This window comes from Micromonospora phaseoli, from assembly GCF_900109115.1.
GTDB classification, from domain to species: domain Bacteria; phylum Actinomycetota; class Actinomycetes; order Mycobacteriales; family Micromonosporaceae; genus Micromonospora; species Micromonospora phaseoli.
The window spans coordinates 557700-573138 of the sequence record NZ_FNYV01000004.1 but is presented as its reverse complement, the minus strand read 5'-3'; the positions used below and the strand labels follow the sequence as shown (position 1 = coordinate 573138).

Annotated in this window: 12 protein-coding genes; 10 read left to right on the top strand and 2 right to left on the bottom strand. The window is 69.8% G+C overall.

What is annotated here, in order from left to right:
- Positions 1 to 10: 10 nt before the first annotated feature.
- Both katG and BMY89_RS14100 read left to right on the top strand, forming a co-directional pair.
- Entirely contained in the window at positions 11 to 2287 is a 2277-nt protein-coding gene (gene katG, locus BMY89_RS14105; protein ID WP_092380258.1) for a catalase/peroxidase HPI, read from the top strand.
- Positions 2288 to 2763: 476 nt separating this feature from the next.
- Positions 2764 to 4152, top strand: coding sequence for an RICIN domain-containing protein (locus BMY89_RS14100; protein WP_092380256.1), 1389 nt, complete (start codon positions 2764 to 2766; stop codon positions 4150 to 4152).
- A gap of 80 nt (positions 4153 to 4232) precedes the next feature.
- Here the strand turns inward: BMY89_RS14100 and BMY89_RS14095 are convergent, their stop codons facing one another.
- Positions 4233 to 5003, bottom strand: coding sequence for a FadR/GntR family transcriptional regulator (locus BMY89_RS14095; RefSeq protein WP_092380254.1), 771 nt, complete (start codon positions 5001 to 5003; stop codon positions 4233 to 4235).
- 151 nt (positions 5004 to 5154) lie between these two features.
- On the opposite strand from BMY89_RS14095, the gene BMY89_RS14090 reads away from it, so the two are divergent.
- From BMY89_RS14090 to BMY89_RS14055, 8 genes are all read left to right on the top strand, one after another.
- The gene (locus BMY89_RS14090) at positions 5155 to 6420 is read left to right on the top strand and encodes an ABC transporter substrate-binding protein (protein ID WP_092380253.1); all 1266 of its coding nucleotides are present in this window, start codon (positions 5155 to 5157) and stop codon (positions 6418 to 6420) included.
- 4 nt (positions 6421 to 6424) lie between these two features.
- The gene (locus BMY89_RS14085; RefSeq protein WP_170147651.1) at positions 6425 to 7405 is read left to right on the top strand and encodes a carbohydrate ABC transporter permease; all 981 of its coding nucleotides are present in this window, start codon (positions 6425 to 6427) and stop codon (positions 7403 to 7405) included.
- Positions 7405 to 8232, top strand: a complete 828-nt coding sequence (locus tag BMY89_RS14080; protein WP_092380252.1) for a carbohydrate ABC transporter permease — start codon at positions 7405 to 7407, stop codon at positions 8230 to 8232. The genes BMY89_RS14085 and BMY89_RS14080 overlap by 1 nt, the downstream gene beginning before the upstream one ends.
- A 1-nt stretch (position 8233) precedes the next feature.
- Positions 8234 to 9454, top strand: coding sequence for a mandelate racemase/muconate lactonizing enzyme family protein (locus tag BMY89_RS14075; RefSeq protein WP_092380250.1), 1221 nt, complete (start codon positions 8234 to 8236; stop codon positions 9452 to 9454).
- A gap of 67 nt (positions 9455 to 9521) precedes the next feature.
- Positions 9522 to 10547 carry a zinc-dependent alcohol dehydrogenase gene (locus BMY89_RS14070; RefSeq protein WP_092380249.1) on the top strand — a complete coding sequence of 342 codons (1026 nt, stop codon included), beginning with the start codon at positions 9522 to 9524 and terminating at the stop codon, positions 10545 to 10547.
- A gap of 5 nt (positions 10548 to 10552) precedes the next feature.
- Positions 10553 to 11305 (top strand): SDR family NAD(P)-dependent oxidoreductase, encoded by a 753-nt coding sequence (locus BMY89_RS14065; protein ID WP_092380419.1) that lies wholly within the window; start codon positions 10553 to 10555, stop codon positions 11303 to 11305.
- Positions 11302 to 12180 (top strand): amidohydrolase family protein, encoded by an 879-nt coding sequence (locus tag BMY89_RS14060; RefSeq protein ID WP_092380248.1) that lies wholly within the window; start codon positions 11302 to 11304, stop codon positions 12178 to 12180. Before BMY89_RS14065 ends, BMY89_RS14060 begins: the two co-directional genes overlap by 4 nt.
- Positions 12177 to 13163 (top strand): aldo/keto reductase, encoded by a 987-nt coding sequence (locus BMY89_RS14055; protein ID WP_092380246.1) that lies wholly within the window; start codon positions 12177 to 12179, stop codon positions 13161 to 13163. The genes BMY89_RS14060 and BMY89_RS14055 overlap by 4 nt, the downstream gene beginning before the upstream one ends.
- A 124-nt stretch (positions 13164 to 13287) precedes the next feature.
- Here BMY89_RS14055 and BMY89_RS14050 read toward each other — a convergent pair whose 3' ends face one another.
- Positions 13288 to 15414: a ThuA domain-containing protein gene (locus BMY89_RS14050; RefSeq protein ID WP_092380245.1), complete on the bottom strand. Its 2127-nt coding sequence runs from the start codon at positions 15412 to 15414 to the stop codon at positions 13288 to 13290.
- Between the last annotated feature and the right edge of the window lie 25 nt (positions 15415 to 15439).

The following is a 15439-nucleotide window of genomic DNA, read 5'->3' as shown; positions in this document are numbered from 1 at the left end:
AGGAAGCGAATTGAGCAACGCACAGGACAACGCCCCGTCCAGCGCACAAGGCGTGGATGAGAAGGCGGCGGCCGGCTGCCCGGTCGCGCACGACTCCGTGACCGCGCACGGCAGTGAGAGCGAGAACCCGGCGATCGATTCGCCGACGCCGAAGACCGGGGGTCGTCCGCGTACCAACCGGGACTGGTGGCCCAACCAGCTCGACCTGTCGGTGCTGCACGCCCACTCGTCCAAGGGCAACCCGCTGGGGGAGAACTTCAGCTACGCCAAGGAGTTCACCAAGCTCGACGTCGAGGCCCTCAAGCAGGACATCGTCCAGGTTCTCACCACCTCGCAGGACTGGTGGCCGGCTGACTTCGGCCACTACGGCGGCCTGATGATCCGGATGAGCTGGCACGCTGCCGGCACCTACCGGATCGAGGACGGTCGTGGTGGGGCCGGCGACGGTGGTCAGCGCTTCGCTCCGCTGAACAGCTGGCCGGACAACGCCAACCTGGACAAGGCCCGCCGGCTGCTGTGGCCGGTCAAGCAGAAGTACGGCCAGCAGATCTCGTGGGCCGACCTGCTGGTGCTCGCCGGCAACGTGGCCCTGGAGTCGATGGGGTTCAAGACCTTCGGCTTCGGCTTCGGTCGGGAGGACGTCTGGGAGCCCGAGGAGATCTTCTGGGGTCCGGAGGACACCTGGCTCGGCGACGAGCGCTACGCCTCCGAGAAGGAGATGGCGGCCGGTGTCGGGGCGACCGAGATGGGCCTCATCTACGTCAACCCGGAGGGTCCCCGCGGCAACGCGGACCCGCTGGCAGCGGCGCACTTCATCCGCGAGACCTTTGCCCGGATGGCGATGAACGACGAGGAGACCGTCGCACTCATCGCCGGTGGCCACACCTTCGGCAAGACCCACGGCGCCGGCATCGCCGACGACCACGTGGGCCCCGAGCCGGAGGGGGCCCCGCTGGAGGCGCAGGGCCTGGGCTGGTTGAGCACCCACGGCAGCGGCAAGGGCAAGGACACGATCACCAGCGGTCTCGAGGTGACGTGGACCGACCGGCCGACGCAGTGGAGCAACCGCTTCTTCGAGATCCTCTTCGGCTACGAGTGGGAACTCACCAGGAGCCCCGGCGGCGCGAAGCAGTGGGTCGCCAAGGATGCCGAGGCGATCATCCCGGACGCGCACGACCCGTCGAAGAAGCACAAGCCGACGATGCTCACGACCGACCTGTCGCTGCGCGTCGACCCGGCGTACGAGAAGATCTCGCGCCGCTTCCTGGAGAACCCCGACGAGTTCGCGTTGGCGTTCGCCAAGGCGTGGTACAAGCTGCTGCACCGCGACATGGGTCCGGTCAGTCGCTTCCTCGGGCCGTTCGTCCCGGAGCCCCAGCTGTGGCAGGACCCGGTACCGGCCGTCGACCACGAGCTGGTGGGTGACGCCGACGTGGCCGCGCTCAAGGCGAAGGTCCTCCAGGCCGGCCTGACGACCGCCCAGCTGGTCTCCACCGCCTGGGCCTCCGCCGCGAGCTTCCGGTACACCGACAAGCGTGGCGGCGCCAACGGCGCCCGGATCCGTCTCGAGCCGCAGCGCAGCTGGGAGGTCAACCAGCCCGAGCAGCTCGCGACGGTGCTGGACACCCTCGAGGGCATCGCGCGTGAGTTCAACGCCGCGGGCGGCGCGAAGATCTCGCTCGCCGACCTGATCGTGCTGGCCGGCTCGGCCGCCGTCGAGAAGGCGGCGCGCGACGCCGGTGTCGAGGTGACCGTGCCGTTCCGCCCGGGCCGCACCGACGCCACCGCGGAGCAGACCGACGTCGAGTCCTTCCGGGTCATGGAGCCGCGCGCCGACGGGTTCCGTAACTACCTGCGTCCGGGTGAGAAGACCCAGCCGGAGGTGCTGCTCGTCGATCGTGCCTACATGCTCAACCTCACCGCGCCCGAGATGACCGTCCTCGTCGGCGGCCTGCGCTCCCTCGGCGCCAACACCGGCGGTACCCGGCACGGTGTCCTCACCGACCGGCCCGGCGTGCTCACCAACGACTTCTTCGCCAACCTGCTCTCCCCGGGCACCCGGTGGAAGGCGTCGGAGTCCGACGAGCACGTGTACGAGATCCGGGACGTGGTCACCGATGAGGTGAAGTGGACCGCCACCGCGGTCGACCTCATCTTCGGTTCCAACTCCCAGCTGCGGGCCCTCGCCGAGGTCTACGCCAGCCAGGACGCGCGCGACAAGTTCGTTACTGACTTTGTCGCAGCCTGGACCAAGGTCATGGAGCTCGACCGGTTCGACCTCGCCTGACAGCCGCTCCGATCATCGAGCCCCGGCCGATCCACCGATCGACCGGGGCTCGACGCTGCCCCGACCTGCCGACATCGACCTGAAGCCGCCGGCCGATCCGCTACGTCGACAAACACCTCGGCGGGGTGGTGCGAGGACCGCACCGAGGTGGCGGATCAGTTCGCGCGCACTCATGCGGGCCTGGCGAGCCAGCAGGTCGGATCGATACCAGTCGTTTGACGTATGACGTTGTGAGCGCTAACTTTTGACTCGCGGGTCACGTGGCTGCCGGGAGCCTGACGATGCACCGCCGCGATCTGCGCGGGCCCGTGCCGATCGCGACAGTGCGTTCGCATGGCCGGCGGCAGCGCACCGCCGGCCGGAACTCGCCCGCACAACACCTCACGTGCTGACGCCACCACCACCGACGCCGGCACACACGCCAGGGCACCCGTCTGCGTGCTGCTCGTGGGTGACCCCGATCGAAGGAGTGCACCATGAAGGCCATCGGTGAGGCTCGTCCCGCCTCCCCAAGGAGACATCGCTGGCGGTCCGGGTTGGCCGCGGCGGCGGCCGCGGTCATGGCGGCCGGCGCGCTCGTCGCGGTGCAGGCGGCACCCGCGGCGGCGGCCACCGTGGACACCAACGCCTGGTACGTCCTGGTCAACCGGAACAGCGGCAAGGCGTTGGACCTGTACGCCGCGGCCACCAACGACGGCGCTCGGATCAGCCAGTGGACGCGGAACAACGGCACCAACCAGCAGTGGCAGTTCGTGGACTCGGGAGGCGGCTACTACCGGCTGAAGTCCCGCCACTCGGGCAAGGTGCTCGACGTGCACAACTGGTCGACCGCCGACGGCGGCGCGATCGTGCAGTGGTCCGACTTCAACTCGACGAACCAGCAGTTCCGGCTCGCCGACTCGGACGGCGGCCACGTCCGGCTGATCAGCCGGCACAGCGGCAAGGTGGTGGAGGTGCAGGGTGCCTCCACGGCTGACGGCGGGAACATCGTGCAGTACGCCGACTGGAACGGCGCCAACCAGCAGTGGCAGCTCGTCCGCGCGGACGGCGGCAGCAACCCGCCGCCGACGGGCGGGAGCGGATGCGGCAAGGCGCCGACGCTGTCCAGTGGTACGCACACGATCTCGAGCAACGGCAAGAGCCGTTCCTTCATCCTGCGGGTGCCAACCAACTACAACAACAACAATCCCTACCGGCTGATCTTCGCGTTCCACTGGCGGGGCGGCACCATGCAGGAGATCTCCAACGGTGGCACCAGTGGGACCGCGTGGTCCTACTACGGGCAGCAGGAGCAGTCCAACAACAGCGCGATCCTCGTCGCGCCACAGGGGCTCGGCAACGGCTGGGGCAATGCCGGCGGTGAGGACGTCACCTTCGTCGACGACATGATCCGGCGGATCGAGAGTGACCTCTGCGTCAATCCGAGGCAGCGGTTCGCGCTCGGCTTCAGTTGGGGCGGCGGCATGAGCTACGCCCTCGCCTGCGCGCGGGCCGATGTCTTCCGGGCCGTCGCGGTCATCGCCGGCGCGCAGATCAGTGGGTGCAGCGGCGGTAGGCAGCCCATCGCGTACTTCGGGCTGCACGGCATCTCGGACAACGTCCTCAGCATCTCCCAGGGGCGCTCGCTGCGCGACACGTTCGTCCGGAACAACGGATGCGCCGCCCAGAGCCCGCCTGAGCCGGGGTCGGGCAGCCGTACCCACATCACCACCGCCTACTCGGGGTGCCGGGCGGGCTACCCGGTGCAGTGGGCCGCGTTCGACAACGGTCACATGCCCGGCCCGGTCGACGGGACATATGCCGAGAGCGGCATCACGACCTGGACCAAGGGTGAGATCTGGAGGTTCTTCGCGCAGTTCTCGTGACCTCGGGCGGTGGCGTGGCCGACGCCCGGGTCAGGCGGCAGTGCCCACTTCCCGGCAGTGGGCACTGCCGGTCGCGTACGTCAGCGCTTCAGTCGAACCGGCTTGCCCGAGCCGCTGCGCCGGACCAGCCATGCCTCGGTGATGTGGGTGAACATCGCCTCGGCGGCGCCGTCCGGGTCGTGGGCGGCGATGCGCTCGTAGATGCGTCGGTGTCCGCGGTTGGACGCCACGCACAGGGAGCGTTCGGTCCGGCCCATGTAGCGGGCGGTGTTGACGACCTGACTCTCCAGCGCCCGCACGACGCCGCGAGCGATGCGGTTCCCGGAGGTCTGCATGATGGTGTCGTGGTAGGCCCGGTCGTGCTCGTGGTAGGTGATGTGGTCGTCGACGAGCTCGTCCATCCGGTCCACCTGGGCCCGTAGCCCGTCGATGGTCTCCTGGTCGGCGAGGCGGGCGGCGACGTTCGCCATGTCGGACTCCAGCAGCCGCCGGGTGACGACGAGGTCATCGAGGATCGCGAGGCTGTCGTCCTGGGCGATGGTGGCGGCGAGGACGAGTTCGTCCAGCATGTCCCACATCGATTCCGGGGTGACCATGGTGCCGGCACCTTGGCGGACCTGCACCAGCCCCTTCTCCTGAAGGATCTTCACCGCTTCGCGGACCACGGTCCGGCTCACGGCGAAGGTCTCGCAGAGGATCGGCTCGGGCGGTAGCGGCGTCCCGGAGGGGTGCAGCCCGCGGACGATTCGTTCCACCAGCTCGGCGGTGACGGCTCGGGCGAGGTTGGTCGGTCGTCGCGTCCAGGCCGGGGTGGCCAAGGCGCTCAGGGCCTTCTCCTGCGATGGCGTCATGTCCCCCTCCGAGTGGCTCGCCGCGGCACGACGTCCGTGGGCCAGTCTACGACCGAGTATTGACGTTATACGTCATACGAGTTACGTTCCGATTATCGATGGCCTGGCGGCCGGTCCGTCGGCCACCCTCCCCTCTCGAAGGTGAACAACGATGAAGAAGCGAGCGATATGGTCTGCCGCCCTCGTTGTGGGACTGGCAATGGCCGGCTGTGGAAGTGCCACTGGTCCCGGCTCCTCCTCGGGCGGCTCGGAGGGCAAGCTGGTGGTGTGGGACTGGAAGTCCGGTGAGGCTTCCGCGGCACCGTACATCGACAGGGCGAAGGCCGACTTCGCGAAGAAGCACCCCGACGTCACGGTCGAGTTCGTGGCACAGCCGTTCGACCAGTACTACACGCTGCTCGGCGCGGCGATCCAGTCCGGCAAGGGCCCGGACGTCATCCTGTTCAACGGCGGCGGTCAGATCCGCGACCGGGTGGACGCGCTGGCGCCACTGGACGAGTACCTCGCCGAGGACAAGCAGCGGCTCGCCGGCTGGGACGCGTTCACCAAGGACGGCCGGATCTACGCCGGCCCGGTGACCTTGCAGGGCCATCCCATCTACTACAACAAGGCGCTCTACGAGAGCGCTGGGCTGGACCCGGCGAGCCCGGCCACGACGTGGAGCGAGTTCGTCGCCGACTGCGCCGCCATCGCCCGGGCCGGCGCCAAGTGCTTCGCCCTCGGCAACAAGGAGGGCGTCGGCATCCAGTTCTGGCTCTCGAGCCTGGCGTCGGGCGTCCTCACCGCCCAGGAGTACGACGACTGGATCGCCGGGAAGCGAGACTGGAGTTCGCCCAACGTCAAGCGTGTCTTCCAGCTCTGGCAGGAGGCCGGCGAGGCCGGTCTCAACAACGACGGGGCCAACTCGACCGCGATGTTCAACGACTCCTTCGCGCTCTTCCAGTCCGGTAAGGCCGCCCACGTCATCGGGCTGATGTCGGACGTGGGGCACTGGAAGGACTTCAACGAGTTCCTGACCGCCGACAAGCTCGGCGTCATGGACGCTCCGGTCGTCACCGCGGGGACCACCCCGAGCCTGCCCTACGACGGCGGCATCGGCTACGGGGTGGCCAGGTGGACGAAGGACCCGAAGGTGGCCGCCGACCTGGTGCGCTCCCTGACCTCGACCGACGCGCTGAAGGCCTTCTACGCCGAGGCGGGTGCGATCGCCGCCGACACCACGATCGACGTGTCGCAGGGTGGCCCGGCCGTCGCCACGATCGTCTCCGAGATCAAGGGCGGCAAGCCCGCCCTGCACGTGGCGCTCTCCTCGAAGACCCTGGACCTGATGGGGCGGCTCTCCCAGCAACTGCTCGGTGGTTCGGTCACCGTCGACGAGGTGGTGAAGCAGTTGGCCGCCTCGGACCAGGCGGGCTGAGCGCGTGCCGATCGGAAACGTACAGCCGTCGGTCCGTCCGGCTCAGGCCGGACGGACCGACGGGGCGGTAGCCAGATCGTCCGTCCGCCGTGGCGGTGCCCGGTCCCGGCGTACCGGTGGCGGCGTCTGGTCCGAGCGCCTGGCCCCTCTCGTCCTGGTCGCTCCGGCCGTCCTGATCATCGTGGTGCTGCGGCTCTATCCGCTGCTGCTCGGCGTGAACTTCTCCTTCACCGGCGACGGTGCGCGCAACGGAATGGCGGTGGGTCTCGACAACTACCGGGAGCTGTTCGAGGATCCGCTGTTCCGGACCGCGCTGGGCAACGTCGGTCTGCTGGTGTTGCTGCTTCCGGTGGCGGTGGCGATCCCCGGTCTGCTCGCGACGTTCATCTACCTCCGGGTGCCCGGCCACCGGCTGTACCGCGGCGTCTACTTCTTCCCGGCAGTGCTCTCCCCGGTCATCGTCGGTGCGATCTTCAATCTGCTGCTCGCCTTCGACGGCCCTCTCAACGCCGTGCTCGGGTCGGTCGGCGTCAGTCCGGTGGACTGGCTCGGCGACCCGGACCTGGCGATGTTCATCGTGGTCGGCGTGCACATCTGGGCCACCTTCGGGATGGCCCTGGTGGTCTTCCTCGCCGGGTTCGCCACCCTGGACTCCGCGTTGCTGGATGCCGCCCGGGTGGACGGTGCGTCACTGCCCCAGGTCATCTGGCACGTGATCATCCCCAGCCTGACCCGCACCATCCAGTTCGTCTTCGTGACCACCATGATCGGCATGTTGACCTCCATGTTCGGTCTGCTCTTCGTCATGACCAGCGGCGGCCCGGAGGGGTCTACCTACCTGCCGGAGTACTACATCTGGATCCAGCAGGGACAGATGAACCGGCCGGCCCTCGCGTCGGCCGCGTCGACCGTCCTTTTCGTGATCATGCTCGTCGTGGGGCTGCTGCAGATCAACCTGCTCAGGCGCGCGGGGAAGGAGGCCTGATGTCTCGCGTTCCGCTGGGCCGGTGGGTGGTCGCCATCCCGATGTCGCTGCTCGCGCTGGCGACGATCTACCCCCTGCTGTTCACCGTCAATGTCGCGATGAAGACGCGGCGCGACTACATCCTCGACCGGTTCTCCCTCACCGACGCCCTCCGCTTCGAGAACATCAGCACGGCGTGGAACAGCGTCGGCATGGGTCGCTACTTCGTCAACTCGGTGCTCGTGGTGACGTGCTCGGTGGCACTGCTGCTGCTGTTCGGGTCGATGGCCGGCTTCGCCCTGAGTCAGCTGCGGTTCCGTGGCTCGTCGGCGCTCTTCCTGGCGTGCCTGGCGGGGTTGTTCGTCCCGTTCCAGGTGATCATGGTGCCACTCGCCCGGACCATGGCCGACAGTGGACTCATCGACACCTATCCCGGGTTGATCCTCGTCTACGTGGCGCAGTTCCTGCCCTTCACCGTTTTCCTGATGACGAGCTACTACAAGACCATTCCGTCGGAGATCGTCGACGCGGCCAGGATCGACGGCAACAGTGTGTACGGCGTGTACCGCCGGATCATGCTGCCCCTGGGCACTCCGGCGCTGCTGTCGGTCGGCATCCTCAACGCCCTGTTCTGCTGGAACGACGTCCTCATGTCGCTGGTGATGATGCCCTCGGCCGACCATCGGACGCTCATGGTCGGCGTGACCTCGCTGCGGGGGCAGTACTCGGACGACATCCCCACCTTCGCCTCAGGAGTGCTGATCGCCGCGATACCCGTCCTGGTGGTCTACCTCTTTCTCCAGCGCCAGATCGCCGACGGCGTCGCCGCCGGTTCCACGAAGGGCTGACATGCGGATCACCGGATATCGGACACTGACCACCGTCCAGGAATGGGGACGGCCGGTCGGCGACGCCAACGGCGTCTACGCCGACGGGGTGGTCCCGGTGTCGATCGTCATCGTCGAGACCGACGAGGGCATCTCGGGGGTTGGTCTCGGGCCGTACGTCGAGATCGAGCGGATCTTCGCGGCCATCGACGGTGAGGACCCCCGCGCCGTGACCACCCTCTACGACCGCATGCTGCGGCACACGTTCAAGGCGGGCCACGCCGGTCCGGTGTTCGGCACCATCGGCGCCCTCGACACCGCGCTGTGGGACATCAAGGCGCAGGCCGCCGGCGAGCCGCTGTGGCGGCTGCTGGGCGGGCGCGACCGGCGGGTTCCCGCGTACGCCTCCGGCCTCGACATCGGGCTGAGCGACGACGAACTCGTCTCGACGTACGAGGTCTATGCCCGGCACGGCCTACGGGCGGCCAAGCTCAAGGGCGGCCTGGACATCGAGCACGACCGACGCCGCCTCGGCCTGGTCAGGGAGCTGCTGACCGAGGCCGGGCACGGACTGCGGCCCGGTCTGATGCTCGACGTGAACGAGGTCTGGACCCGCAAGCAGGCCGTCCGGCACGTCTGCGAGATCGAACGCACCCTGGACCTCATCTGGATCGAGGAGCCCGTCCGGCGCTGGGACGCCGAGGGCCTCGCGGCGGTCGGCCGAGGGGTCCGCGCTTCGGTGGCCACCGGGGAGAACCTGACGGGGCTCGAACAGTATCGTCCGCTGATCGCCGCCGGCGCGGTCGACATCGTCCAGATGGCGGCCGTCTGGGGAGTCACCCACTTCCTGCGGGCATCAGCCCTGGCGCACGCCCACGACCTGCCGGTGAGCCCGATCGGCAACAGCCCGGTCGGCCTGCTGCATGCCGCGACCTCGGTGCCGAACCACCTGACCAGCGAGTTGCAGGACCTGCATCCACCGGTCGGCCTCTCCGTCGACCTGCATGTCGAGGACGGTGCGTTCATCCTCGGCGATTCGCCCGGGCTGGGCGTCCGGGTCGACGAGGACCGCATCCGGTCGGCCATCCGGCGATCGGCGGCGCATTCGTCCGAGAGCCCCAACGTCCGGCCGGAGCGGGCCGGGCGGCGGCTGCTGGCCGAGGTCGGCGTCGACCCCGCGCGGCAACTCCCCGTCGCGCGGCTGAACTCCCACAACGAGGTGTCGCCCACCGCGGGCCACTGAACGGGGACGTACCACGGTCACACCCGGTGGGTAGGACCGGCGTACCGACCGTCGAGACGGAGGATCGATGAAGGCAGTGGTCTACCGGGGTGCGCGGCACCTCGGGATCGAGGAACGTGATCCGCAACCACCGGGTCACGGCGAGCTGCGGATCGCGGTCGCCTACACCGGGATCTGCGGTACCGACCTGCACATCTACCATGGCGACATGGACGCCCGGGTCGGCGCCGCCGCGATCATCGGGCACGAGATGTCCGGGCGGATCGCCGCCGTCGGCGAGGGCGCCACCGGCTGGTCCGTCGGCCAGGCCGTCACCGTGATGCCGACCCGGGCGTGCGGGCGGTGCGCGGCCTGCCGGAACGGCAACTCCCACATCTGCCACGCCATGAACTTCCTCGGCATCGACTCGCCCGGCGCCATGCAGTCCCTCTGGAACGTGCCGGCGGAGCTGGTCCTGCCGCTGCCCGCGGGGTTGCCGCTCGACCACGCGGCGCTCGTCGAGCCGGTCGCCGTGGCGGTGCACGACGTGCGACGGGCAAACGTGACCGCCGACGAGCAGGTGGTCGTGGTCGGCGGCGGGCCGGTCGGAGTGCTCATCGCCGTGGTCGCCCAGGGCCGGGGTGCGCGGGTACTCCTCGTCGAGCCGGACGCGTTCCGGCGCGCGTTGGCGGGGGAGATCGGAATCGAGGCCGTCGACCCGGGTAAGACCGACGTCGTGGCGCTGGTCGACGACCGCACCGCCGGCGCGGGCGCCGACGTCGCCTTCGAGGTCTCCGGCTCCGCCGCCGGAGTCGCGACGGCGGTCGACGTGCTCACCACCCGCGGCCGGCTGGTGTTGGTGGCGATCCACCCCCAGCCTCGGGAGGTCAACCTGCACCGGTTCTTCTGGCGTGAACTGGAGCTGCTCGGTGCTCGCCTGTACCAGCGCGACGACATGGCGGAGGCGATCCGGCTGGTCGCCTCCGGCGTTATCCCGGCGCGACAGCTCATCTCCCGGGTCGAGCCGGTGGAGGCGGTGGCCGCCGCGTTCGACGCGTTGGCGGGCGGCGGTGTGATGAAGGTGCTGCTCGACCTGCGGGAGGACCTCCGGTGACGAGCATGTTCGACCTGTCCGGACGGACCGCCGTGGTGACCGGTGCCCGGCGCGGCATCGGCCTGGCCATGGCCGAGGCGCTGGCCGGGGCCGGCGCCGACGTCGTCGGCGTCTCCGCCCAACTCGAATCGAACGGCAGCGAGGTGGAACGCCGGGTGCGGGCCGCCGGCCGCCGGTTCACCGCGCTGCGGGCGGATCTCGCGGACCGGGCGGCCGTGCACCGGTTGGCCCGCGACATCACCGCGCTCGGGCCCGTCGACATCCTGGTGAACAACGGCGGCACGATCGCCCGTGCCCCGGCCGCCGAGCACTCCGACGAGATGTGGGACCGCGTGATCGAGGTCAACCTGAGCAGCCAGTTCGTGCTGAGCCGCGAAATCGGTCGCACCATGGTCGAGCGTGGTCAGGGGAAGGTGATCTTCACCGCGTCGCTGCTGAGCTTCCAGGGTGGCATCACCGTCCCCGGCTATGCCGCGTCGAAGTCGGGGGTGGCCGGTCTCACCAGGGCGCTGGCCAACGAGTGGGCGGCCCACGGGGTGAACGTCAACGCCATCGCGCCCGGCTACATAGCCACCGACAACACCCAGGCGCTACGCGACGACCCCGACCGGGCACAGGCGATCGTCACCCGCATCCCGGCCGGCCGTTGGGGTCGTGCCGACGACCTCGGCGGTGCCACGGTGTTCCTGGCGTCGGCGGCGTCGGACTACGTCAACGGGATCGTGCTGCCCGTCGACGGCGGCTGGCTGGGCCGATGACGGGCGAGCAGATGCCCGGACCGGGCGGGATCATCGACGCGCACCACCACCTGTGGGTGCGGTCACGGCACCCGCAGCCGTGGATCGACCCGGTGACCATGGCGGCCATCGACGCCGACTTCACCCCTGCCGACCTCGCGCCGCTGGCCCGCGCCGCCGGCGTCACCGGCACAGTCGTGGTGCAGTCCATCGCCTCGGCGGCGGAGACCGTGGACCTGCTGGGCGTCGCGGCCGAGGACAGCGTCGTCCTTGGGGTTGTCGGCTGGGTGGACCTGACGGCCCGGGACGTCACCGACCGCATCGACCGGCTGCGGGCGGCACCGGGCGGAGACCGGCTCGTCGGGATCCGCCACCTGGTGCAGGGCGAGGCCGACCCGGCCTACCTGGACCGTCCGGACGTCCGCCGGGGGATCGTGGCGGTGGGAGCCGCCGGTCTCGTCTTCGACCTGCTGGTCCGTCAACACCAGCTAGCCATGGCCAGCCGCCTGACGCGCGAGCTGCCCGAGGTGCGGTTCGTCCTCGACCATCTGGGCAAGCCCGCGCTGGGCCGTCCGGAGCTGGCGGACTGGACCCGGGACCTGCGCAGGCTGGCGGCCTCGCCCAACACGACAGCGAAGCTCTCCGGCCTGGTGACCGAGGTGCAGCGGTCGCCATGGACGCCGGATGACCTGCGACCGGCCGTGGACCAGGCGCTGGACGTCTTCGGGCCGGACCGGCTGATGTTCGGTTCGGACTGGCCGGTGTGTCTGCTCGCCACCTCGTACCTGCGGTGGGTCGAGGTCCTGGCAGAGTTGCTGGGCGGCCCCGAACGGGCCGACCGGGCGCCGATCTGGGGGCAGACGGCGCGGCGTGTCTACCGGTTGGGTGCGTCGTGAGGGCGCGACCGCTGCCGCGTCGTCCGGCGGTACGCCTCACCGAGCTGGGCTTTGGCGCGGCGCAGGGCGGCAACCTGCACCGGGTGACCACCGACGAGGAGTTCGCCACGGCGGTCGACACCGCGTGGGAGGCGGGTGTCCGGTATTTCGACACCGCGCCGCACTACGGGCTCGGGCTGTCCGAGCGGCGGCTGGGGACCGCGCTACGGCACCGGCCGCGCGACGAGTACGTGGTGTCCACGAAGGTCGGGCGGCTCCTGGTGCCGTCGCCGGAGGACGCGCACCTGCGGGATACCGACGGGTTCGATGTTCCCGCCAGCCACCGGCGGGTGTGGGACTTCAGCCGTGATGGTGTCCGCCGTTCGATCGAGGCGAGCCTCGATCGAACGGGCCTGGACCGAATCGACATCGTCTACCTGCACGACCCGGACGACCACTGGGCACAGGCGGCGAACGAGGCCGTGCCCGCCCTGGTCGAACTGCGCGATCAGGGCGTCGTGGGTGCCATCGGTGCCGGCATGAACCAGTCGGCGATGCTGGCTCGGTTCGTGTCGGAGGCCGACATCGACGTGGTGATGTGCGCCGGGCGGTACACGCTGCTCGAACAGGGCGCGGCCGACGACCTGCTGCCCGCTGCCGAGAGTCGTGGGGTGGGCGTGGTGATCGCGGGTGTCTACAACTCGGGGCTGCTGTCCCGGGACCGGCCGCCGGCCGACGCGCTCTACGACTACCGGCAGGCCCCGGGGGAGTTGATCGAGCGGGCGCGGCGGATCGCCGCGGTCTGTGAGACCTACGGCGCCACCCTGCCGCAGGCGGCGCTCGCCTTCGTCCGCCGGCACCCGGCGGTGGTCTCGACCGTGGTCGGTGTCCGCGACGGCTCTCAGGCGGCCGAGGCCGTGCGCCGGTCGTCGGCCGGCGTGCCGGACGGCCTCTGGGCCGCGCTGGCGGCGGCCCGGCTGCTCGCGGCGCCACCGCCCGGATAGGGAAACGCGGGCGTCGGCCCCGACCAGGCCCGTCCGGTGCGGTGGCGGCGGTTCGCCCACCGGAGTGGACCGCGGCCCCTCGCCGCCGTGACCACGACGGCGAGGGGACCGTGTTCTCAGCGGGTCAGGGCAGGGTCCATTTCTGGTTGGCGCCGCCGTGGCAGCTCCACAGGTGGACTGGCTGGCCGTCGGCGGAGCTGTTGCCGGAGACGTCCAGGCACTTGGCGGTCTGTGGGTTGCGTAGTGAGCCGTCGGTTTGGGCGGACCAGTTCTGGTTGGGTCCGCCGTTGCAGGTCCAGAGTTGGATCCTGGTGCCGTCGGCCGAGGAGTTGCCGTTGACGTCAAGGCACTTGTTCAGCGCCTTGATGGTGCTGTTGGGGGTCACCGTCCACTGCTGGTTGGTGCCGCCGGTGCAGGTGGAGATCTGGATCTGGGTGCCGTCGGTGGTCGAGCCGTTGGGTACGGCGAGGCATTTGCCGCCGAGCCCGACGATCCGCCCGACCCCCGTCGTGGGCGGTGGGGTGCCCGACTTGAGCAGGGTGAACTCGTCCACGTCGTAGAGGAACCCTTGGCCACCGGCGAAGGTCAGGTAGAGGGGCTGCGTGCCCGACGGGACCCCGGCGAGGGTGGCGGTGACGGAGGTGAACGTCTCCCAGCCGCCGGTCACCGGCACCGCGACCTGACCGAGGAGCGGGCCGCTGGCAGAACCACTCCGGACCTGGAGGGTGCCACCGGAGCCGGCGGACGCGACCCGCGCCCGCAGCGAGGTCGCCCCGGTCAGGGGCAGGGCCTGGTAGCCGACCCAGTCGCCGTTCTCGATGTTGCCGACGACCTGCCCGCCGATCGCGGCAGCCTTGGAGAACCGGCTGACCCCGCTGCCCGAGACGTACGACTCGGCCTGCACCGTGACGTCACCGCTCGGCGGCGGGGTGGTGCCGCCCAGCTCCTTGATCCGGATGTTGCGATAGTTGACCTCGTCGCCCGTACCGTGGTTCTGGATGCCGATGTGGCCGTCGAGCTGCCGGTTCGGGTCGGTGTTGGTGAAGTCGTTGATCCTGAGGCCGTTCAGGAAGACCTGGAGTCGTTCCCCCTCGACCAGTAGCTCGAAGGTGTTCCACTCGCCCGGCGGGTTGAGCGCGGCATCCCGGGCCGCCGTGTCGGGGGCCTTGACGGCGTAGATCGAGCCGGTCGTGCGGTCCACCGCGTCGGTGGCGTCGATCTGCACCTCGTAGCCGGTGTTCAGGGCGGCGTTGGGGTCGTTCGTCGCGGGGAAGCCGACGATCACCCCCGAGTTGTGGTCGCCGGCAATCTTCCAGTCCAGCTTGAGCGAGTAGCTTGGGGCGAACTGCTTGGCGCTGTACCAGAGCATGCCCATGCCACCGAACGAGGTGAGGGTGGCGTCGGAGTTGGTGAAGCCGCCCGGCCCGGCCTGGGACCAGCCGGTGGTCGAGCCGTTGTAGAGGGCGGTGTAGCCCGTCTCCGGACGGCAGTCGGCCTTGGCGCGGCCGGCCGCGTACCGGATGCCGCCCAGCAGATGTGCCCGGAACGCCGGCTCGGAGTACGACGCCTGGGTGTGCCCACCGGCGGTGTAGAACGACCGGCCGCCGCTGACCGTCTTGCACCAGGCGATCGGGTGGTCGCCGCCCATCGACCCACCGGAGTACGACGACTCGTCCAGGGTGGCCAGCACCCGGGCCGTCGAGCGGGGGTTGGACCGGAAGTTGTACCACTCGTCGGTGCGGGTCCAGCTCTGCGACAGGTGCGCCGTGCTGGGGTGGGCCCGGTTCTCCATCCGCACGGTGGCCTGCTGGATCGCCGGGTGCGAGGAGAAGTACGCGCCCACCAGGTTGCCGTAGAAGGGCCAGTCGTACTCGGTGTCGGACGCGGAGTGCACGCCGACGTAGCCGCCACCGCCGTTGACGTACGACTCGAAGGCGGTCTGCTGGCTGCTGTTGAGCACGTCGCCGGTGGTGTTGAGGAAGATCACCGCCTCGAATCGGGCGAGGTTGGTGGTGTTGAACTGGGCGGCGTCCTCGGTGGCGGTGACGGTGAAGTTGTTCGCCGCGCCGAGATCCCGGACGGTCTGGATGCCCACCGGGATGGCGTCGTGCCGGAAGCCGGCGGTCTTGGAGAAGACCAGCACGTCGTACGGGGCGTCGGCGGCGCTGGCCGGGGTGGCGATGGTGGTCAGGGCGAGAGCCGCCAGGACTGTGGTGGCCGCGCCGAGAGTGGATCTGATGAGTCTTCGCATGGTCGCCCTCTCATGGAACGGGATG

What these genes read in the sequence shown, in the direction of transcription:
- BMY89_RS14060 (WP_092380248.1), top strand. Translation starts at nt 11,302, where the DNA reads ATGACGGGCGAGCAGATGCCCGGACCGGGCGGGATCATCGACGCGCAC.
- BMY89_RS14075 (WP_092380250.1), top strand. Translation starts at nt 8,234, where the DNA reads ATGCGGATCACCGGATATCGGACACTGACCACCGTCCAGGAATGGGGA.
- BMY89_RS14100 (WP_092380256.1), top strand. Translation starts at nt 2,764, where the DNA reads ATGAAGGCCATCGGTGAGGCTCGTCCCGCCTCCCCAAGGAGACATCGC.
- BMY89_RS14065 (WP_092380419.1), top strand. Translation starts at nt 10,553, where the DNA reads ATGTTCGACCTGTCCGGACGGACCGCCGTGGTGACCGGTGCCCGGCGC.
- BMY89_RS14050 (WP_092380245.1), bottom strand. Translation starts at nt 15,414, where the DNA reads ATGCGAAGACTCATCAGATCCACTCTCGGCGCGGCCACCACAGTCCTG.
- BMY89_RS14070 (WP_092380249.1), top strand. Translation starts at nt 9,522, where the DNA reads ATGAAGGCAGTGGTCTACCGGGGTGCGCGGCACCTCGGGATCGAGGAA.
- BMY89_RS14095 (WP_092380254.1), bottom strand. Translation starts at nt 5,003, where the DNA reads ATGACGCCATCGCAGGAGAAGGCCCTGAGCGCCTTGGCCACCCCGGCC.
- BMY89_RS14080 (WP_092380252.1), top strand. Translation starts at nt 7,405, where the DNA reads ATGTCTCGCGTTCCGCTGGGCCGGTGGGTGGTCGCCATCCCGATGTCG.
- BMY89_RS14090 (WP_092380253.1), top strand. Translation starts at nt 5,155, where the DNA reads ATGAAGAAGCGAGCGATATGGTCTGCCGCCCTCGTTGTGGGACTGGCA.